The organism is Microbulbifer sp. GL-2 (genome assembly GCF_007183175.1).
In the GTDB taxonomy this organism is placed as follows: domain Bacteria; phylum Pseudomonadota; class Gammaproteobacteria; order Pseudomonadales; family Cellvibrionaceae; genus Microbulbifer.
In genome coordinates this window covers 4302198-4325943 of the sequence record NZ_AP019807.1, presented here as the reverse complement: position 1 = coordinate 4325943, position 23746 = coordinate 4302198, and the positions used below count along the sequence as shown (strand labels likewise).

Sequence of the window (23746 nt, the reverse complement as noted above, 5' to 3'; positions counted from 1 at the left end):
GGCCCCACGAGGGGCCTTTTTCATATGCTTAATTCACTTATACCGATAGAAAGTGTCTCTCGATATACCACGCATCTTGCAAGCTTTGGATATGTTGCCGAGATCTTCTGTCAGATTTAGCAATCCAGTCTTTTGTTTGATGATGCGATCATTAGTATGGATCATGGGGTTTATCCTTGGTTTTGCTTTTAGGTTTAGGCACCTTCATCAAAATCGGTACACCCCTCTTTTTCAAGAGGATGTGTCAGATTTGGTCTGAAACAATCCGGTTTAAGCAAGTTTTGTGCGCTTTTTTAAAATAAATAAGTCTCTGTAACTTACTGCTTTATTTGAGATGTTTGGCAGCGTTTTCCCAGCTTCATTGTGAAGATATTTTTATGTAAGTGTTTACTCACATAAAAATCTATTCGGTGGTCAGTTTTTCTATTCTCACAAGTTTTTTAAATTTCTCCTGCACGATTCCCCTCAATCTCCGGATATATATCTAAACGACATCAAAAACTTGGCGCCAAGCCGAGTTAACAAAGCCTGTAGTTGTGCAGGTTAGACAGGATATATCTTAGGGGGAGTTATGGTCGCCGTTATCAGCGGAGAAGCACTGGGTCTGTTTAATAGCATAAAGACCGGTGTGGGTTCGGCGAACTTTGGACAGGGACGTGAATCTATCTACGTCAATGCATCCACTGGCAACCTGGTGTTGCGCCAGCAGGATGAGTTTGTTGCGGCCTCTGGCCTGGACTTGTCCCTGTTGCGTACTTACAACAGCCAGGGGCAGTTGGATGGCGATAACATTGACGGCTTTCGCTTTAACTTCTCCAATCAGCTGACTAATTTGGTTGGTACGCCCAACCAGCCCGGTAGCCAGATCACCCGTATCAGTGGCGATGGTGCCGAGACTTTATACACCTACGATGCCAGCCTGCAGGCCTATATCTCCCCTGATGGTGCCGGTGCACACGACCAGATTGTGTTCGACAGTGGTAATAATCAATGGGTGTGGCGTGAAGGCTCCAGTCGCACCGAAGAGGTCTACGGCAATATCAATGGCAACTGGAAACTGGTGGCCCGCGTCGATGCCGAAGGCCGCCAAGTAGCCTTTGGCCACAACAGCAGTGGTTTGGTGAACAGTATTACCGATGCCGCCGGCCAGACACTCGCGATTACTTATACCGGTACCCGCGTTACCGCAGTGACCGTCAGCAGTGATGGCGCCACTGAGCAGCGCCTGCACTACAGCTACGATACCCAGGGCCGCCTGGAAACTGTCACCGTCGACCTGTCCCCGCAAGATAGCAGTATCGCCGACGGTAATGTGTACACCACTACTTATGGGTACCATGATGACAGTACCCGCGTCGCTTCAGTTCAGCAAAGCGACGGTACCCTGATGCTCTTTTACTACACGAATGTAGATGGGCAGGGGGATTACCGTATTTCCGAAGTGCACACTGGCCGGGTAAATGCCAGTGGCATGGCGCAGGAATTTGATAACAGCGACCGCCGTATCACCACCTACAGCTACGACCTGGCCAATCGCAAAACGACGATTACTCAAATCAGTAATCCGGAAGCGGCAGTGAGCGGCCGAGTTGGTATTCAAACCGAACTGACTTTCGACAGCGCCGGGCGCATCACCGAGATGGAAGCCCCCGCCGACCAGAGTGGCGTGCGCGAACTGACCCAGTACAGTTACGATGCCGACGGCAACCTGTTGAGCCTCACCGACCACAGCGGCGATACCACCGTCTATGAATATGACAGCCGCGGCAACCAGACCCTGGTACGCGACGCCCAGGGCAATACGGTCGAACGGGAATACGACAGCTATAACCAGCTGAGTAAAGAAACGGTCTACCTGCGCCCGGACCCCGATGGCGATGGTGCCGAGCAACCGGCCGAAGCTCGTGTCACCCACTATGTCTATGACGACCAGCAGCGCCTGCGTTTTGTGATTGGCCACGACGGCACCGTCCAGGAAACCCGCTACAGCGATGCCGCACAGAACGCCGAGTACGGCATTCCCGCCCGCACAGTAAGTGCCATTACCTACTTGCAGCACGGCTACTTCGACCAGTTCGATGCCGCCAACTACAGCGAAGCGAGTAGCGGAAACCCCGTCGACTTCACTTATGCCAGCCTCAATAGCTGGGTGCAAAATACCCAGGGCGATATCCAGGCCAACAACCTGCACAACGCCACCCGCAGAAGTGACACCCGCCTGGATTTCCGCGGCCAGGTCTACAGCATCACAAGCTACAGTCAGGTGGGCAGCAACGGACAGGGGATTGCCGACGGCAGTGAATCCACTCAATACACCGTCTACGACGCCAACGGCCAGCTGCGCAGCACCATAGATCCCCGCGGCAGCGGGCAGGACTCAAGCACCTATAAAGCCAGTTATGTCTACGACGGCCTCGGCCGCCTGCTCAGCAGCACCGATGCCGAAGGGCACACCAGCACCACCCTGTACAACGACGCGCAAGCCCAGGTGATCAGCACCGATGCCGACGGCCTGCAGGTCACCCGCAGTTACGCCACCAACGGCAGCCTGATCAGCGAAATCCGCCACGACACCACCAATGGCAATGCCACCCTCGGTGAAACCCGTTACTTCTACGACACCCTCGGGCGTATCCGCGCCACCCAGGACGCGATTGGCGCTATCAGCCACAGCCTCTACGACGACAAAGGCCAGATGGTAGCCGTGATCAGCGCCTCCGGCGCCATCACCGAATTCCACTACGATACTGAAGGCCAGCAGGTACAAAGCACGCACTACGCCAACCGACTCAGCGGCAGCCAATTGCAGAGCCTGCTGCAGAAAGACAATGACGGCAATGTGATTGGCATTGAGCAGAGTGTCACCCTGGCAGACCTGCGCCCAACTGCCGTGCCCGGCAATGACCGCAGTACTTACCAATACTACGATGACGCCGGTCAGGTGCGTTTCTTTGTGGACGGCGAAGGTTACCTGAGTGAAACCCAATACAATGCCCAGGGGCAGGTGCTGCGCACCACCCAGTACGGTGTAAAAATACAAAATCCCCAGGGAGAGACCACCGCAACCCTAGCGGCTAACTACGCAGCCAGTAATGCCAACCTCAGCGTTACCAGCGACAGCGCCACCCAGTGGGTAGACCCGCAGCAGAGTTATGCCCAGGCAGACAGCCTCGGTTTTAACCAGCGCAGTATTGTCAATCAAAGTGGCAGTATCGACCTCAGTCAATCCGCCACCACACGCCCGGCGCAAAATCCCTACGTCCTGAGTGGCACCACTAATGCGCGGGTCGAAAATACGCAAATAGAAAGGGTGAGTGGCAGTGCTATTACTACTGCCTATACCCGCCCGCCGGTACAGCCCTATACTTATGCCAGCACGGCGATTGTTGCAGAGCAGTTTACGGATACTGATAGCCGCACGTTGAGTGTGGCCAGCCCCCTCACGAGCCGGAATCCACAGTTGGAAGGAGATTTATCATTCTCCACAGTGGCTCTACAGAATATTGGTGGTGCACAATCACAGAGCAAGACGGTTACAGTTTACCGCGAGCATACCAAGGTAAATTCAACTAATAGTAGTACCAAGCTTATATCGGGAGCATTTACCTCTAGAACTGCAGGCCCCGATCACTCTTCAGATAAGTTTCATAGCTGGAGGCTTTCTGTAACAGTTACAAGAACTGACACATCTTTGCCTTCTGGATATGACGGGATATTTTCATACTCAATAACGAGTAAAACCTGGGATGGTAGTGTAGATTTAACTAAATATTATGGTGACAACTTACCAGCGGGCACATATAAAATAACAGTAAAGGCTGAGGAAAAAAGGGAAACATTTCGCTATATTAATAGCAATCCTGGCGAGCCCGGAGGAGAGATTTGGATTTGGGAATCTCAAGGAACCTATACTAAAAATACTTATTCACAAATAAAAACTTATAATTTGGGAGTTCGTTTAGTCTGGACTGATCCAACTTATGCTCAGGATAAAACCACTAAATTTTATTATAAGAGCGGTAGTGGCTCTTGGATATCCAAGAGTTTTTCTTCTAGTGGCCATGCAAATACAGTAAGATTTGATAACCCCGGCAGTGGAACTTACAGCTATCGAATAGACTACTATTCAGGTAGTGAAGTAATGATGCGAGGTGAAAATTCTTTTACTGCTATCGCTACTTCAAATCAAAGCAAGAGCACAGTTTTTCGGGCCCAAGTAAAATCTGTTTCTGGCTCGACTGCTGTCAATAAATATTCCTCAGCAGTAAATATTAAATCTATAAAGGCTATTTCAAAAAACCAAGAAACAGGACAAACATATACTACCTGGACTTACCCACAGGATATTTCGGGTGATGGGTTTGCTTGGGGTGGGAAAGTCAATTTACGTATTGGGAGTGCGCTACCGTCTGGAAAATATGATGTAACCCTGTCGATAACCATGGCCGATGGGAGCACTTCCAATGATAGCTTTGTATATGAGTCAGGGAAGCAATATTTTTATAATCCTACAGAAGTTATCTGGCCCGCCTCCACCCAGCCAGATAGTGCCGCAGTTGTTTTTAAATATCGTGTAGATGGCAGCAACGATAATTGGACCAGTGTTTCCCCAACTGTAGAGGGTGCCAATCACATTGCGGATCTCGGTGTGATAGGTGATACGGGGACAAAAACAACTTATGAATACCTGATAGAGTATATCGACGGCAATCAGGTGGTGAAGTCGGCTGGTGGAACTTTTGTTGTTGATAAAGATGGTAAAACCACCGATAGCAGTTCTGCCACTGCGAACTTTAAGTTCGCCTCCACTAAATATGTCCAAGTGGGTACTGCATCCAGTGTTTCCGGGTATTTTTCTGAAGGTACAGCAGCATCGGTCTCCCGCGCCGATATCGTGGTGCGGGATAAGGTTAGCGGTCAGGTTATTTATAGCGGTACCGATTACCCGGCGGATTATTTAGCCTGGCTCAAAGCGGAAAATCCCAGTAACTATACCTATAACGGTAACCTCAATATTTCTGCGGACTTTGTCCGTCACAGCTTTAACACCAGCCAGAATATCAATAACAAAAATTGGCAGATTTACGACAGCACTCCAGCTGGTGCGACCCTTAATAGCGTGTATGACAGCACACTAAAGCGCAATGTTATCGAGATCTCCGGCGATGGTACCAGCAATGGTTTCCGCACATTGCAGGGTGGCCAAATCGATGCCTGGAATATCACCGATGGTACCAAGGCTCGGGCGGAGCTGAATCTGTCCGGCGAAGCAATTCTTTATTATCGACTGGAGACTTCAAAGGGGCCGGCCTATGTAAGCTACAGTTCCGGTGTGCAGGAACCTTATATCAATTTTTCCTCTTCATCCAATACGACCTATTATACCTTCCCGCTGGAAGATAAATATCTGGATGGCAACTGGCATACCTTCGAGCGGGATATCCTCGCCGATGTGGCCTTCCTGGATCCGGCTGCCGAGGTGCAGCAGATTAAAGCCTTTTATATCCGTGGCAATGGGCGGATAGGCACCATTGAAGTGGATACCCATACGCCCACCGGCAAGGGGGAACTGGGGAATGGCCGCTACGAAGTGGAAGTCACCACTTATGACCTGCACGGGAAAAAGGCTGGCACCAACACCTTTGACTATGAAATCGGTACCCAAACCGAATACCACCCCACCACTTTCCAATGGCCTGAGAGCTCGCGCCCCGCAGGCAGCACTGCCATTTTCGAATATGAAGCATCTCCCAATGTCTGGAAGTCGGTGCCGGTATTAGAGGACGGTGCCAACCTTAAAGTCATTCTCGGTGATGTGGATGATGGCACGATTGTGGAGGGCAATTACAACCTCCGTATTCGCTACGAGCAAAACGGAATTGAAGTTAAAAAGACCACAGGCAACCCGTCGCTGACAGTGGGCAAGGGCTCTACCAAAGCCAGCAGTTTCGATTTCGAGTACAGCGTGGTCTCCCTGCAAAGTGGCAGTGGCCACGCCATTCAGGGTTACCCGGTTTCTATTGGCAGTGATCCCGCTCTCAATAAAATTGTCGCACAGGTTAAAAATAGCAGCGGCCAGTTGGTATCCACTGCCGAGACCTATCCGCAGCTGTTTGGCAACTACAACGGCGAAGTCAATTTGGCTATCGGCTCTGAATTGGCTGCGGGGCAGGCCTATAGTGTGACCTTGGCCCTGCACTACGACGACGGCAGCAGTGTGAGAGCGGCTTTCCCGGTGGAAGTGGGGGAGCAGCCGGTACAGGACCGGGTAATCCAGTGGTCCGAGTCCGTCTATACCCCTGTTGCGGGCGAAGTTACCCGCTTGGAATACCGCCGTGTCGTTGGCGATAGCAATGTGGTGAGTTATCGTTTTAATGATGTCGATAATGTCAGCAGTAGTAATTGGCAAATCTATGACAACACCCCTGGTGGAGCTACCGCCACTAAAGTGTATGACCTGCAGTTACAGCGGGATGTGATTGAGCTGAGTGGTAGTGGTATCGATAACGGTTTCCGTTTGCGCAATGGTACTAATGGTCAGTTTGAAAGCTGGAATATTACCGATGGCATTATGGCCAAAGCTGAGATTCAACTCAGCGGCGAGGCCACGGTTTACTATCGGTTGAGCACTTCCAGTGGAGTTGCTTTTGTAGCATACCGCTCATCAACCAGTAAGCCTTACACTTTTACCGATAGTAATGGGGTAATTTTTTATAATTTTCCCTTGGAAGAAAAGTACCGGGATGGTAGCTGGCAGACGTTTAAGCGGGATATCAGGGCTGATGTTGCTTACTTTGATACCAGCATTGAAATAGCAGAGATTGATTGGTTTGCTGTGCGCGGTAGTGGCCGTATTGGTACTGTTGAAATCACAAATAATGATGGTTGGTTAAGTGCCGGGGTCAACCAAAGCGGCAGCGGCTTCACCGCCAACCTGGGCTATGAACTGTCCGGCGACTACGAATACCGTATCGCCACCTACCGCGATGCCGACGGCAACGGTCTCAGTGATAACGATCGTTTATTGCGCACCCTGTCCGGCACCTTTGCCGCCAACGACAGCGGTACCAAACCCGCCAGCTGGGCGGTGCCGGGCTATGAGCGCAGCAGCGCCGAAGGCTATGCCATTGAAGGCTATCTGAGCGCCGCCGAAGCGGCGGATATCGCCTATCTGGAAACCGTGGTAATCGACAATGCCACCGGTTCCCCCATCAGCGCGCAGCCGGTGCAGACCTGGATCGACCCCGCCACCCTGCGCGACGGCTCCTTCGCCGGGCGCCTCAACCTGCTGGTGGGCGAGACCCTGGCCGATGGAGATTACAGCGTGCAGGTGACCCGCCACTATATCGGCGGCAGCAGCCAAGTGGATGCCAGCTTCCAGCAGCAGGTGGGGCGCCAGCTGCAGTCGGTGACCAACCCGCAACTGAGCCTGGGGCTGGACGAACCCTATGCTGCCAGCGGAGTGAACCTGTCTATCCGCCCGCTGGGCAGTTCTAACTGGGAGAGCCTGTCGCTCGACCCAGCCACAGGCGCGGTGGAGCTGGACAAGGCCAGCCACCCCAACGGCGTCTATGAATACCAGTTGTCCTACACCCTGGATGTGGGCGGCGCCCCGGTGAGCAAGAGCGGGGTGGGGCGCTTTACCCTGGCCGCCGGCGAGAGTTATACCCAGGCACTCAGTGCCGCCGCCACGGGGGTGGACCTGGCAGATGCGCGTATTGAGCGCAGCTTCTACGACGATGCCGGGCGGGTCTCGGCCACCCTGGATGCGGAGGGTTATCTAACCGAGTACCGTTATAACCGCGCCGGCCAACTGGTATCCAGCACCCGCTACGCCAACCGCGTGGCGGATTACGACCAGAGCAGTCACTGGCTCAACAGCGGCACCTTGCAGACCCTGCGCCCCGCCGCAGATCCGGCGGCGGATCGCAGCAGCTACTGGCTCTACGACGGCCAGGGCCGCGAAGTGGCCGAGATCAATGCCGAAGGCTATGTCACCGAACACAAATACGATGTAGCCGGCAACCGGGTGAAGAGCACTCAGTACGCCACGGCTCTCGGAGATCTGGATAGCGCTCTAACAGCAGTGCAGGGGGATCCCGCACGCCTGAGCCTGGGCGGGGTGGACTTTGTGCGTCACCGTTTTAATAGCGGCGATAATATCGATGCCAGTAACTGGCAGCTTTATGACAATGACCCCACTGGCGCCAGTGTTACCCGCGCTTACGATGGTCAGTTACAGCAGGACGTGGTCGAGCTGGCTGGCAGTGGTACCGATAATGGCTTCCGCCTGCGTATCAGTGATAACGGCGGGTTTACCAGCTGGAATATTACCGGTGGCACCATCGCCTCTGCGCAAATCAAGCTTACTGGGAGCGTTAATCTCTACTATCGGGTCAGTACCTCTTCCACCAGCAGTGCCTATGTCGCTTATCGTTCATCGATTAGCCAGCCGAGCACCTTTATCGATAGTAACGGAACCACTTTTTATAATTTCCCACTGGAAGATCGCTACCTGGACGGCAATTGGCAGACCTTTGAGCGGGATATCCAGGCTGATATTGCTTACTTTGATGACAGTGTTGAACTGAAAGAGATCGACTGGTTTACCGTGCGCGGCAGTGGCCGTATCGGTGGAGTAGAGATCCTCACCGATACCCTCGAAGCAGCAGGCACTGATATTCCAGGACAACTGCGTCCGCAGGCCTCCGGTGCCGACCGCATCAGCGAATGGCGCTACGACGGGCGCAACCAGGTGACCCACGCCACCGATGCTTCCGGCAACACCAGCACCTTTACCTATACCGCCGGCGGCCAGCTGGCGAGCAGCCGCAGCGGCATTATTGCCAGTGGCTCCATCCTGGATAACTACCTGGATAACTACCAAGGCGACCCCACCTTCAGTGCCAACGACAGCGAGGCGCGGGATTACCAGTTTGAGTACGACGTACAGGGCCGGGTGATCGCCGAGCGGGATCACCAGGGTCGGGTGGTGTTGAGCCACAGCTACGATGACAGCGGTCGCCGTATCAGCAGCACCGATGCCAATGGCTACACCACCCACTTCGCCTACAGAGCCGACGGCCTGCTGAAGTACAGCCTGGCACCGGTGTTCAACCCCGGTAACAACGCCCTCGAATGGCAGTTGAGCAGCTTTAGCCACAACGCCTTCGGCGAAGTGACCGGCACCCGCCAGTATGCCAGCCGCCTCAGCAATACCGCGCTCAACAACCTGGGCCTGGCCGGCGACGCCGCCACCCTGGACAGCCTGGCGGCCAGCCTTGTCGATGGTGAAGACACCGTCACCAGCACCGTCTACACCCAGCGCGGCCAGGTGGACAACAGCACGGACGGCGAGGGCTTTGTCAGCACCTCCCAGTACAACGCCTTTGGCGAACGCACCCGTTTAAGTCGGGCGATTGATGTTGCCAACAGCCGCCAGGCGGTCACGGACTTCAGTTACAGTCGCCGTGGTGAACTGGAAACGAGCAGTGCGCAACTGAGCAGTGGTCCCTTCGCCAGCGTGGGCACCAATACGGTGTACAACGCCTTCGGCGAAGCGGTATCCAGTACCGATGCGCGCGGTTTTAGCACCGACTACGCCTACGACCGCCTGGGACAATTGGTGACTCAGACCAATACCCTGAAACAGCAGACCCACTTAAGCTACGACGCCTTCGGCCGGGTACTGACCCGCACCGATGCGCTGAACCGCAGTACCCGCTACGAATACGACGACGCCAGCCGCAGCCAGACTGTCACCACTCCAGAGGGAGTACAAACTCGCACCGTCAACAATATCCACGGTGAGACCTTCGAAGTCTCCATCAAAGTCGGGGACAGCTGGCTGCGCCAGGTGCGCTATGACTACGACACTCAGGGCAACCTGACCGGTACCACCGACGCCCTCGATAACCGTGCCCGCAGCGAGTACAACGCCGCCGGCCAGCTCACCGCCAGTGTCGACGCCAGTGGCGTGCGCACCGAGCTGACCTATGACCCCCAGGGGCGGGTACTGACCCGCACCCAGGATGTGGGTGGTCTCAACCTGACCACCACCCAGCGCTACGGCCACCGCTATGAGGAAAGCGTGGACGCCAGCGGCAGCGTGACCCGCACCGAGTACGATAAAAATGGCCGCGTGAGCCGGGTGATTGTCGATGCCAGCAGCGATGGCTCTGGCCTCAACCTGCTGACCCAGTACCGCTACGACGGCCAGGGCAATGTGCTGCAAGTGCAGGAGGGCAGCCTCAGCGGGGGTATTGATGGCAGCGCCACGATCAAGCGCACCACCGCCTACAGCTACGACGAGCTGGGCCGGGTGTTGAGCGAGACCCTCGATCCCAATGGCCTCGCCATTACCACCCGCTACGAGTACGACCAGGCCGGCAACCGCACCGCGATAACCAACGCCCTGGGGCACAGCACCTACTTTGTCTACGACGAACTGGGGCGTGAGCGCTTTGTGTTGATGCCACACTCAGCGGATGGCACTTGGTATACCGCTAGGGAAAGGCAGTACGACGCCGCCGGGCAACTGGTTGTTAGTACAGAGCATCACGGCGCCCTCAGGCTGCCGGCGACCCTGGATATCCCCTCGGTGGCAGCGATATATAACAGCATCACTGGCTGGGACCGCACCACCCGCTACGTCTATAACGACGACGGCCAGCTGACTCACACTATCGACGCCCTTGGGTATGTGACGGAGACGGTGTACAACAGCAGTGGGCGCGTCAGCGCCGTGATCCGCTATGCCGACAGGATAGATCCGTCCAGCGAAACTGTGGCCGACCTGGTGCGCGACAGCAGTAAAGATCGCGAGACCCGCTACCAGTACGACGCCGCCGGCCGCCAGACCCACACCCTGCGGCTGTTCGAACAGGGCGGGGTGCAATACGCCTATGTCACCGAGAGCCTGTACAACAGTCGCGGTGAAGTAGTCGGTGAGATCGCCTACGCCCGTGCCCTGAACCTCGCCAGCGAGACCACTGCCCAGCTGAACGCGGAAGCCGCAGACAACCGCCACAGCACCTTTATCTACGATGCCGCCGGTCGCCGCACCCATACTGTCGACAGTCTCGGCCATGTCACCGAGACCCGCTACGACGATAGCAACGATACCGAGACGGTGATCCGCTACGCCAACGGCATCAGTGTACCCGCCGCCAGCAGCTGGACGGACCTCAGAGCAACGGACCTGGGCATCAGCGCCAGCAGCCAGCACGACCAGGTGATCGTCACCCAGTTCGACGCTGCCGGGCGCAAGGCCAGCCTCACCGAGAAAGTGTGGGCGGATGGCGCCCTGCGGGATTACGTTGAAAGTTACCAGTACGACGCCCTCGGCAATCGCACCCAGATCAGCGACCCACTGGGCTACAAGACTTACCTCAGCTACGACGCCGCCGGCCGCCTGACTCACAAGCAGGTCCCAGCCAACGGAACCCAGGGCTATCTGTCCACCTGGAGTTACGATGCCCTGGGGCAGGTGTTGAGCGAGACCCACTACAGCCAAGCGGTGGCGCAAAACACCGACCCCAGTGCTATCAATACCAATACCCTGGCCCACGCCCAGGATCGCAGCAGCCAGTACACTTATTTATCCAGCGGCAAACTGCATACAGAAACCGATAGTGCCGGGGTAATCACTGAGTATACCTACACCACCTTCGGCGAAATCTGGCGCACGATTGAGGCCAAGGGTCTGGCCGAACAGCGCGTGACCTTCCGTAGTTTCGACCAACTGGGTCGCCTGATGGAAGAGACCAGTGGTCTGCCAGACTGGGAACAGAGCACCATAGACAACCGCCACAATCTCACAGAAGCGGAGCTGGGTGCCGACGAGCAGGTTGCGACAACCCGCTTTGGCTATAACGCCTTCGGCGAACTGGAGAAGCTGGTCAGCCCCCGCGGCCCCGGCTATATCAGCCAGCAGCTGCACGACCAGCTGGGGCGCAAAGTGGGTGAGATCGACGCCCGCGGCGGCAGCACCCAGACGGTGCTGGACGCCTTCGGCAATATCGTCGCCACCACCGACCCCAACGGCAATACCGGGGTCTTCCTGTACGACGCCAACAACCAGCTCACCCACCAGGTGACCCCGGATGGTGCCGTTACTACGTACAGTTATGACGCCTTCGGCCAGGCCGTGGACGTGCGCACCTATGCGCAAAAGCTGGCCGACAGCACCGATATCGCCGCTCTCAACCGCGCCGGTTTGGACGCTTTACTCAGCGGTTTACAGGATGCTGTGCGCGACCGCCACAGCGTCAGTGTGTACGACAACCGCGGCCAGCTGCTCACCAGCACCCAGTACGGCTACGACCTGATCAACGGTCACGCCACCGCCAATGTCACCACCTATAAATACGACGCTGCCGGCAACCGCACCGCCATGATCGACGCCCGCGGCGCGCGCACGGATTATCTCTTTGACGCCCAGGGGCGGGTGACCCAGGAGACCGGGCACGAGTACTACGCCACACTGACCTCGCATCAGACCAGTACCACCCTGGTGCGCGCCATTACCAAGTACAACTACAACGCCTTCGATAAGACCTTCGAAGCGGAAGGCTATTACTGGGATGTCAGCGCCGGGGAGGAGAAGGCCTCGGTATACGGTATCCAGAACCGCTATATGCGTTACGACCACAACGGCCAGCTGCTGACACTGCTGGGTCCCGCCTTTATCGGCACCACAGGCAACGCCCAGAGCAGTGCCGACTTCGACGGCACTATCGACACGGTGCCGATGCGCACGGTGACCGAGCGCCGTTACGACGCCCTCGGCCGCCTGGTGTATGAAGGCCAGCGCGGTCTGCAGAATGCCAGCCTGAACGACGACGGCAGCGCCAGCGGTGTCCAGCACGGCCAGATCCAGGCCAGCGCCTACCACTACAACCGCCTGGACCAGCAGGTGTACGCCCTGGATACCGACGGCGGCCTGACCTACAACCGCCACGACGCCGCCGGCAACCTGCGCAGCGAGACCCGCTACGACCAGCGTCTCACCATTAACGGCAGCCCCTGGGACGGCAGCCTCAATGGGCTCAACCTCGACAGCAGTGTCGAGCACTGGCGCAGCGACGCCCAGGCTTTGCAGAGCAGCGAGTCCAGCACCGGACGCACGACCCATTACCAGTACAACGCCAACAACCTGGTGACCAAAACCGAATCCGATGCCGGGGTCTTCTTCGACCTCAACAACCTGGTGGCCCCGGACTCCACCAGTGGCGACCAGCAGGAACTGCAAAACGGCTTCAGCCTCGGCAGCACCCAGGGCAGCCAAGCGCTCTACGATGCCAACGGCAACCCCATTATCCAGATCGACGGCAAGGACCAGGCCAGCTTCGCCCTCTACGATGCCGCCGGCAACCGCGTACTGGAAGTGGACCGCCTCGGCTATGTCACCGAGTATATTTACGACGGTCTCGGCCAGATCACGGCACAAACCCGCTACGCCGGCGCCCTCGACTTCGCCAAGCTCGGCGCCCCCGCCGACAACGAAGCCCGCCACGCCTGGCTCGACAACCTCTACGGTGGCAACCGCGCTGCCCTGGTGGCCAATGTTGCCACCGGCGACGAGCGCACCACCGAATATGTGTACAGTGGCCGCGGACTACTGCTGGAAGAGCGCACCAAAGGGGAATCCTTCGTGCGCATCAGCAACTCCGGCACCGCCCTCAATGTCAGCCGGGTCAGCAGTGACCTGGTGACTCGCCATGACTACGACGGCAACGGCTGGGCCACCACCACCGTGCGCTACGACGGCGATGAAAACGCCGCAGACAGCCGTGTGGAAAGTGTTGACTACAACGTGTACGGCCAGCAGGTACAAACCCGCGGCGCCGAGTACACCGACTACCGCGGCCAGAGTGTGCGCGGCACCATCAGCTACCGCTACGACCTGTTCGGCAACCGCACCGCCGAGATAGTGCACAACGACAGTGGTGGCCAGGTTACCAGCCACCACTACAACATGATCGGCAAGCGGGTGGAGACCCGCGACGCGCGGGAAAACCGCGGTGAAGCCAACTACGAAGGCAAGACCCGCTTCTACTTCGACGCCTTCGGCAACGCCGTCTACCAGAGCAAAACACAGACGGATATCGACAACGCCCAGAGCCAGGTCACCACCTGGCTGCAGTACGACGCCCTCGGCCGCGAGATCGCCCGCAGCAACAACGTCGACAAGACCGAGCAGGGCGGCCTGGTGCAGCACGATATGGCCTACAACACCCACGGGCAGATTATCGGCAAGGGCATTAATACCGATGTCCGTGACTCGGTGATTGGTGGTAAATACCAGGAGTACTACGTCTACGACGAACTCGGACGGTTATTTAAAACCAACGCCGACAACGGCTCCCCGCGTATTTACCTGTACGACCAGAACGGCAATGCCACTTTAGAAATTACCGCGATCAACAACAACAGCCTGAGCGGAATCCAAACCGCGCGGCAGGCTATGAATGAACTCACCCAGAGTGAGACCCAGTGGAAGTACAGCCTGTACGATCAGGAAGACCAGTTGATTACCGTAGTGGATGCCCCGCTGGCGACGCCCACTGATAATTCCGATCTGGATGTGAACTGGGACGTGGACAACGACGGCTCTGAAGTGATCAATGCGGTGGACAGCAAAGCGGGCACTAACCCGAGCATCACCAGCACTGGCTCCAGCAAAAAAACCACCAACAGCACCAGTAACTCTACGGTCTGGGTCAGCCTCAACAACAGCAATATGCCCAGCACCGCCGATGCCGCGGTGAATAACAAACACAGCATGCCCGCCGAGCGCGTGCAGAAGACTGTGCGCGATAACAATATTGGCTACGTGGGCAATGAAGGCGAAGGCTATGCCAGCAACCCCGGCGGCGCCACCGCCGTGGACAGCAGCCGTTCCTGGGAGGACAACACCGATGAACTGTTCTACCTGAGCAGCAACGACCCGCGCCTCAACTTTGAAGACCTCGGGCTCACCGCCAAACAGCAAACCGATCTCGCCGGGCTGCTGGGCAGTACCAGCTACCAGCTCGATGGCACCAGCCAGGGCAGCCACAAAGGCTATATCGAACGGGATACCCGGCACTACTACACCAGCCGCCAGGTCACCCTCGACAGTGGCCGAACCATTACCGTGTTTACCAACCGTATCGAAGTGGAAGAGCAGGTACATATCTTTGTGCCCCTGTCCAAGGGCAACACCGAGTACGGCTGGCGCGAAGTGGTGATCACCACCAACACCTACAACTACGACATCACCAGCGACTTCCTGCAGGCGGATGACAGTGCCGCGGACAGCGCCCTGGAAGATGCGCAGAACAACCCCCTGCAGGTCATGCCGAGCCTGGACTGGTCGGTGAACGGCAACACCCTGAGTCTCGACAGCAGCGACGTGGCCAGTGTGTTCGGCAACAACACCAAGGTCAAAGTGCTGGCGAAGAATGCCAGTGGCCAGGTGGTGATGAACAACACCCAGTACAACTGGAGCGATGGCATGGACATCGCGCTCAACAGTAATGCCGCAGCGGTATCGCTGACATTCCTGAGCGCAGATGGGCTGGTATTGCATGCAGTGGACCTCTACAGCAACAGTGCCGACAGTTTAAGTGGCAGCGTGGGTCTGCCGGGGGAAGGGGTTGGCCTTGAGCATCTACCGGAGGTGAATAAGTTCTGGTTGTCCGCCGGTTACCAATCCTCGAAGCAGGGCAGTTCGAGAAGTACGAGTCTAGCTTACAGTGACTCGGCGAAAATCAATGAGACTACTTATGCTGCAGTTGGTGGGCAGGGAGCTATCAGTAAGCCTGGGAGTGTCGATACAAAACGAATTACTGTTGAGTTTACGAATGCCGGCACAAATGTCATTAGCCGAGTGGTTACTGGAAGTGAACCAGGATTTATATATTACGACTATACCTATGAACAATTAGTAACAATAAAAGTATCTGGTCTGCCTACTAATGAATCTGTATATCTATATATTAATAACAAGGCGGTATTAATACCTGGAAACGGGGTACACATGCTTTCTGGTGGAGAAAAAACTACCAGTAAAGTTGTGAATTCTAACGGAGGCAGTCCATCACTGGAGTATAGTACCTCTGTTAAACTAAAATCCTTTGGGCAAGAGTGGGGAGCGCAGACCATTGCTCATGGTCGACCTGGGACAACAAAAACCTCCGATGAATACGTCCGTATTTTTAACCTCGACAGCTCTGCAAAAACAGTAGAATTCACAGCCGATGGCAAAACTGTAACGGCCAGCGTTGTCAACGGTATGGCTAATGTTGGTACCACTGGTATGTCCAACAGCAGTAGCCTTGCCTTCACCATGAAGGTAAAAAACAGCAGCGGTACAGTAATTAATGAAGCTAAAGGCAATTTCAATAATACTGCCCCAGCGACCGTTAATAATTTAACCAACGCAGTAAAGAAAACCGTCACCACCAATACTTATACCCGCAGCGTTTCTTCAGAGGGCGACAGCTACACCTCCGTCTTCTACTCCCAGACCGGCCTGTACAACCGCGAGGCCATCCGCAATATCGCCTTGCAACTGACCGGTGCCGCCAACGACGAGACACTGATCGCCCACCACGCCAGCTACAACGCCTTTGGCGAGAACGTGGCGTCGATCGACAACAACGGCAACACCACCCTGTACGAGTACGACCAGCGCGGCAATGTGGTGAAGGAGCTGAAGCCGGAAGCGGACGTCTACACCGAGCAGATGACCAAATTCCGCGCCCACACCGCCACCGAATACGGCGTCAATGCCTTTGGTGAAATGGTGATGGAGAAAGTCGGGGCTGAGGCTGCCGCTGGCGCCAGCAGTGCCACCCGCAGCGCTGTTACCAACTACAACACCCAGCACGAACAGGTGCGCCTGCAGGACTATGAGGCCGGCTTATTGATTGCCAGCCAGGACGGCGAGGGCGATTACGACAGTCAGGTCTACGACCAGGCCGGCAACCTCAAGGGCAGCAGCCAGTTGGTGTACCGCGCCAACGAGCGCGGCAACGGCACCAGTGCACTCTACTACCAGGTGGCCTACCACTACGACGCCAATAACCAACTGGTGCGTATGAACCGCTTCCAGGACAGTTCCCTGGCGATTGACTACGGCTACAGCGCCTCCGGTCGCTACGACGAGTGGGACTACGACGAGTTTGGCAACCGCATCCGCCACCGCAACGCCCTCTACGGCGACACTAACCCTGTGCTCTACGCCAGTTTCAACAGCGGTGGCAGTGTCGGCAGCAGCGGCACCGTCGGCCAGGAGACCTACCGCTACGACGGCATGGGCCGGGTACTGCAGTACAAGAGCTACAACGGCAAGATCACCGACTACGCCTACGCCTGGAGCGATGCGGTGAGCCGTAATGTGCTCGCCGCCACCGGCCAGCAGGCCCAGGGCGCCGCCGATCAAGTGCAGCTGGGGGGGTATATCACCGCCATCGCCAAGTCCGGTATGGGCGGCGTGGTGGACACCGACTGGAACCAGTCCTCCCACGAGGATGTACTCAGTGACGCCGTCGACTACTTCGGCAAAGCCGTCTGGCACGACGACCTCGGCGGCCATCGCATCGAATACGCCTACAACTACGCCGGCTGGCTATCGCGCCAGACCGGCAATACCGCCCTGAGCGGCGACGGCACCTGGGAAGCGCGCAACAACCAGGATATCCGCTACACCTACTACCACAACGGCAACCTGTTCCGCACCTACGACTACGGCAACAACGGCCTTGCCGATGGCGACCAGACCGCCGCCAACAGCGATATCGCCCCCGCCGTCACCGAATACCGCTACGACAAAGCGGGCAACCGCACTGGCGAGCTCTACTACCGCTCCAACGACCTGTACAACAACCTCGGCCGCGTGGTGTACCAGCACAGCAATGCCGTCTACGACGAACAGGGTCGTATCACCAGCATCGAAGGCTACGACGAATACGGCAATGCCTACCAGATCGACTACACCTTCGACGCCTTTAGTAACCGCCGCAGCGTCAGCAGTGTTTACGACGGCCGCTACGTCGACAACCTCGACGGCACCATCGACGGCAAGACGCAATCGTTCTACTACACCTACGACAAGAACAACCGCTTCACCCTCACCCTCGGCGAGTTTGAAAACGGCCAGATTGTCCTGGGTAAAACCGGCACCGCCATCACCTATAACGGCCTCGACCAGCGCTATCTCGCCAGCCGCGCCAGTGACGGCAGCATCCGCGAGAAGTACGCCTACGACAGCAACGGCCGCCTCACCACCGTGCATATCGACCAGGGCAGTGGCTTTGTTCTGCGCGCCAGCCGTGTCAACAACGATGCGGGGCAGGTCACCGCCTACTACGAGTACGACTCCGCCGGCAAACTGTCCAGCGCCACCGACAACTACTACAACGCCGACGGTATCCAACTGGGTTACGCCACCACCCAGTACGATGAGAATGGTTTAGCCACCGACGAAGTCATCCGCAGCCGCAACACCTTCCTCGGTGACGGCCAGACGGTGGACACCAACATCACCAGCGCCTACCCCGAAGACGGCGCCGCCCCCACGGTGACCACGCTGTACAACTCCTACGAAAAGTGGGATAGCTACAAAACCAAGTCGGTGGTAATCAGCGCCGACAACAAGGACCTACACCCCAAGCAGCGCGACAGCTGGGAGAACGGCGAAGCCTTCTACACCTACGACTCCAATGGCCATATCCGCCGCGTCTACGACGTGGAAGGTCAGCGCGCCATCGCATATGTCACTGACAAGGAAGGCCGCACCCTGGTGCGCGAAGAGATCAACGACGACGGCCAGAACAGCTACGGCCGCGAGATGCGCCACTTCTACTACTTCAACGGCCACGCCGTCGGCGATGTGGGCAACGACCAGGTACCCAGCCGCTACGACTACGTCAAAGCCCTGGCCCAAGCTGAAGGAGCAGGCAATCGCCACTCCCACAGTAATGGCGACCACGTACAGGCGGTGCAATCGGCGGACTTCGACCAGAACTACCAGCCGATCAACCCCAACTATCCCACGGCCAGTTACTCAAGCTTCGAGGCCCAGGGCGGAGAGACCCTGCAGAGCATCGCCGCCATGGTCTGGGGTGACTCCAGCCTGTGGTATCTCCTGGCCGATGCCAACGGCATGAAGGGCGACGAGGTACTGACCAAAGGCCAGCGCCTCGAACTGCCCAATGTGGTTACCAATATCCACAACAACAGCGATACCTTCCGCCCGGTAGACGGCGCCCTGCAGATGGGGGATACCGCCCCGACCCTGCCGGATGTGCCGCCGCCACCGCCGGTGGATAACGACGGCGGTTGTGGTGCGCTGGGTATGATCCTGGTGATTGTGGTTGCGGTGGTGGCCACGGTGTTGACAGCAGGTGCTTTCGCTGCGGCTGCCGGCGCTAGCATCGGCGGTATGATGACGGCGGGCGCGAGTGCTATTGCCACTGGTAGTCTCGGTTTTGGGGCCGCATTTGTGGCGGGTGCCGCGGGCTCGATTGCCAGCCAAGTAACTGCGATGGGCCTAGGGATGCAGGAGGACTTTAGCTGGAGCGATGTGGCTATAGGAGGCTTTACCACGATGGCAACGGTGGGTGCGGCCGGCTACCTGAACGGAATTGACAGCTTCACCAAAGTGGTCGACGGGGTGAGTAAGCTCAACTGGGCTGGCTCAGCGCTCCTCGGCGCGAGCAATGTGGTTAGCAGCTACGGCATCAACAAAGCGTTTAATAAGGATGTGAGCTTTAGCTGGCGCAACGTGGCCACCTCTGCGGTTACCTCCGGTGTTGCTTCGGGACTAACGGAAGGTTTTTCACAAACCAGTGAATCGGGAGTACTCGGTGGAGTTCTGCAAGCTGGAGGCTCAATCGGAGCCGACGTGGGCCGAGAGCTGACCAGCGCCCTGATCAACGAGTCAGTGCAGAGTGCTATCTGGGGTGACAGTTTTGACTGGGGTGGTGTGGCAATTGCCACTGCTGCCGGAGTCGCTCAAAGCTCGATCAAGCGCTTAGGTGGTGATGGTGAGCCGGTTGCCGGCGGCGGTCTGGATGCGGGTTCAGTTACTAGCAATGAAAAAACCAGTACTGGAGAACAACGTCTTACTGAACAGTTCAGTAGCTCAACAAGCAATATAACTTCCAGCTGGTCAGGACAGGAATTGGTGGTGACTGCTAGCCAAAGTGGTATTTGGGGCAGTGAAAAGGACTACTGGTCTAACAGTTCGGTGATCCAGCGGAATACGCAAGTGATGATGCACTCCGCCGGTTTTAATAGCCGGCTAGATGCAAAGCTGGCGAATTATGAAGCACGCACGATACAGGCCAGGGCCGGTGTACAGGCTGTTTGGGATGACTTCCATGCAGGTGTTGCAGCGTCTGCAGCGAATACGCATTTTGCGAGTGTGGGGGGGACTGATTTTTCTGAACAGGTTGCGTCTTTTAATAGTTACTCTACTTGGCGCGAAGGTGAAATAGCCCGTTTCAATAGTGAATGGGCGGGCGCCAATGGCGGCATCCGTATGCTCGGAGAGTTGTCGGCTGCTGTCTGGGGTGCCTATGAAAGCTTCGGCCGTACGGTTGAATATGGTTTTGGGCTCACTGGCGCTTTAGGCAGTGATATCCAGTCTGCGAATTGGGAAAGCTTCACCGATGGTCTGGTAGTCGCCGGCAAGTTAACAGCCGGGGTTGCCCTACAGAGATACGCTCCGGAGCACGAGTACGCTCAATTTGCCAGGGAAACTCTGGTTAATGGTGCGGTGACGTACAAAGATTCGGTCGTAGCTACCTATGAACGGTCTGGCCTAGCCGGAGCGATAGGTAAGGTGGGTGGCGATATCGTTGGCGGTGCCGTGGTGAGTATTATCACCGGTAGTGGGTCCGTTAGCTCGGTTCGTCATGTCAGCTTGGCCGGAGGGCAGATGCTTGAAAATGCGCTTACCAGAACCTCAGGTGGTAGAATGGCAGCGCAGTGGGGGGCTGTTGGGGACTTGGAGACTAATCCGCTTAGGGCTGGAGGTGTTCCAAACTTACGAAGTGCGTATTCTGGAAGTGTTTACGATTCAGGTTTCGTAGGGCCTGTAGACTGGGTTACATTCTATCGGGGTGAAGGTACTCCAAATACCCAATTCTTATCATCTCTTGCTCAAGAAAAAGGTATTGGTGCATCAAGAGCAAGCTTTTTAGATGCTAAAGCCAATGGTACTTTAGATAACCTTTTTGATACTCATGGTAATGTTGGTAGCCAAGGTCTTCCAACTATTGGGGTGACGAAAGATCCTGTAGTGGCTGAGTACTTTGCAAAAGGGCCTAATGGGAAAAATTTAGAACCGACTGTAACTGAGTTTAGAATGCAGCGGCATGAGTTTGATGCCCAAGCAATGAGAAACTATGAAAATAGGAGAGATGTCTTTGACATCAATTTGAATATTGGTCGTCAAGAACAAGAGTTTCTGTTTAATACGGAAATTCCTTCTGAAGCCTTGGTGCGACAATGGTTGGTAAAATAGTATGAACGATAATATCCGGCTGAAATGGGAGCCTTTAAATAGGACTCCTTTGGATGAAATTGAAGTACAGTTAAGTGAATTCTTTGCAGATAAAAGTACAGGTGTAACTATTTTAAAAAATGGTACTCTGCTTTTTATAGATGATGAGGGAAATAGTGTTGAGAATGCTAAAGAAGCTATGAATGAAGCTCGGTTCATCTTAGATTTTAGAGTCGCTCCTATAGGTGATGAAGCTTTTCTTGTAGTGTTACACAGTGCTATTGCTGTTTATGTTAGCAAAGAAGAATTTGAATCAGTAAAGGATGAAGTGAAGGCTAGAATTTCAGAGCTAAGGTTTCCTAGTGAAGAACATATTGTGCCTAGTGGCTGGTCTGAAAATGACTATCTTGTTGGAGTATATGGTAGAGGGAAGCTTCAATTCGATGCATATAATTTTGAATATCACAAAAGACTAGAGTTTGGTAATAAATAAGCTGTTGTTCCAAACAGTTCAATTTCTGCTGCCCAGATAGAAGAGATTGCAGGAATAAATGCCTCTGGCGTTAAAGCTCAACGAATTCTCCCCGGCACTAATGGCAAGGTTGCAATTATTGGTCGTAATATGGGTGGTCGAAAAGAGAAGAAATTCTGGACACCCATAGATTAGAGAAAGGCGCCAGCAGCGTTGCTGGCGCTAGTCCCAGTGGCTATTCCTTTCTGCTTTATAGTTAAGGGGACATGAAATGCTGCATATCTATGCTTGGGCTTAGAAAAACTGTGACTTTAGAGAAAAAGTGGAAAGTAGTATCGAGAGAATCGGTGGGAACTAGCAGGGTGTGGCAGAAAGGTAGTGTCGACAGTCGCTTATGCCGTGTACCCAGCTTTATGGAGTTGAATACGGGTTTGTCGTACAGTCTCCACTAATCCCTAAGCCTTTAAAGCGGGTATATAAACTTTCGCCTGATATAAAACCAGTATTGGGTGAGTCGCTCAGCCTTATAGAATAGGGGAGGTGACTTCGGCAATAAAACCTTACTTTCCGAGACCCAAATACCGGTCACCCCGGCCCGCTAGCCCAAAAATGATAAACCGCAACAAAAAAGATCGCACTCCGGCCCTATTGGTCTTCTCTTTCCTGTTACTGATAGTAAATAGAAAAGTAAACAGGAATAGAGGTCAGTCACCAAGACCACACTACATAAAAAACGATCAAAAAGCACCCAGCATCAACTGGTCAACCTTAGCTAGGAAATAAAAGGCAAAAAAAAGTCTTGTCGTCTATAATCAAACTGCCAACCACTCCAGCCACTATTCTAAATAATGACCGAATAGCAAAAGAATCGCGTCACCGGATTTAGTGGCTATCTCCTTCTTGTCGGAGATGGTAAGCAGAATGAAGAATAGGGGAGTGTCTGGAATCAGGGTTGCATAAGCAATAAACAACCGGTCAAAAATATCTGCTACAGATTGATCTGGGCTTGGTGGAAAGTAAGCCTCGACAATCGTACAACCGGCACCCTAGTACTTGCGCACCTTTATCTAGGAGCAATTCTGGACACCCATAGATTAGAGAGAGGCGCTAACAGCGTTGCTGGCGCTAGTTCCAGTGGCAATTTCTTTCTGCTTTATAGATAAGGTGAGGTGAAGCCTGAAGATTTATACTTGGGCTTAGAAAAATTGTGGCTTTGAATAAAAGTGGAAAATGGTATCGAGAGAGTGGGAGGGTGTTAGCAGGGTGCCGCAGAAAGGTAGCGTCGACAGACGCTTATGCCTGTACGCAGCGCTTATCGAGTTGCCTGCAAGCGTTTCGTACGGCCTCAGCAGAACCTACAAAACCTTTAAAGCGGCTTTCAAAATTCCGGCTGAGATAGTGCCAGTGCTTAGGTGAGATAAAGATAAAGGAGAGGGTAGGGGCGTAAGCTTTAAAAATTCTTATAAGTATGTTGTTGCTACATTTTAAATGTAGAATGCGAGTTAGAAGTAAGTTTAACCTTTCTCAATTTTTACATAAGAAAACCTTCTTTACGCCATAAACACCTGGATGCCAAAATAATCGCTTTTGCGTGTGGACAACATCTAGATGCAGGATAGATTAAGGCGCCTTCACGGGTGATGAAGTGGGTTAAACTTAGTTGAATTAGCTTCTTAAGTCTCTGATTTACCTGTCCCTCTATATGCCATACTACTTTCGGCCAACCGTCACAAATTAATCGTATACATGCCCTTTAGCGCCAAAGAATAAACAGG

Annotated in this window: 2 protein-coding genes and 1 pseudogene; 2 read left to right on the top strand and 1 reads right to left on the bottom strand. The window is 55.0% G+C overall.

Annotated features, from left to right (window positions below; genetic code table 11):
- Positions 1-36: 36 nt before the first annotated feature.
- Positions 37-165, bottom strand: a pseudogene (locus GL2_RS18655) (helix-turn-helix domain-containing protein); the annotation flags it as partial.
- A gap of 406 nt (positions 166-571) precedes the next feature.
- Between GL2_RS18655 and GL2_RS18650 the strand changes: the two are divergent.
- Together GL2_RS18650 and GL2_RS18645 are read left to right on the top strand one after the other, a co-directional pair.
- A complete protein-coding gene (locus tag GL2_RS18650) occupies positions 572-21520 on the top strand; it encodes an RHS repeat protein (RefSeq protein WP_143732242.1) in 20949 nt (6982 codons plus the stop codon).
- A 1-nt stretch (position 21521) separates the two neighbouring features.
- Positions 21522-21992, top strand: a complete 471-nt coding sequence (locus tag GL2_RS18645; protein WP_143731802.1) for a hypothetical protein — start codon at positions 21522-21524, stop codon at positions 21990-21992.
- The last annotated feature ends 1754 nt before the right edge of the window (positions 21993-23746 follow it).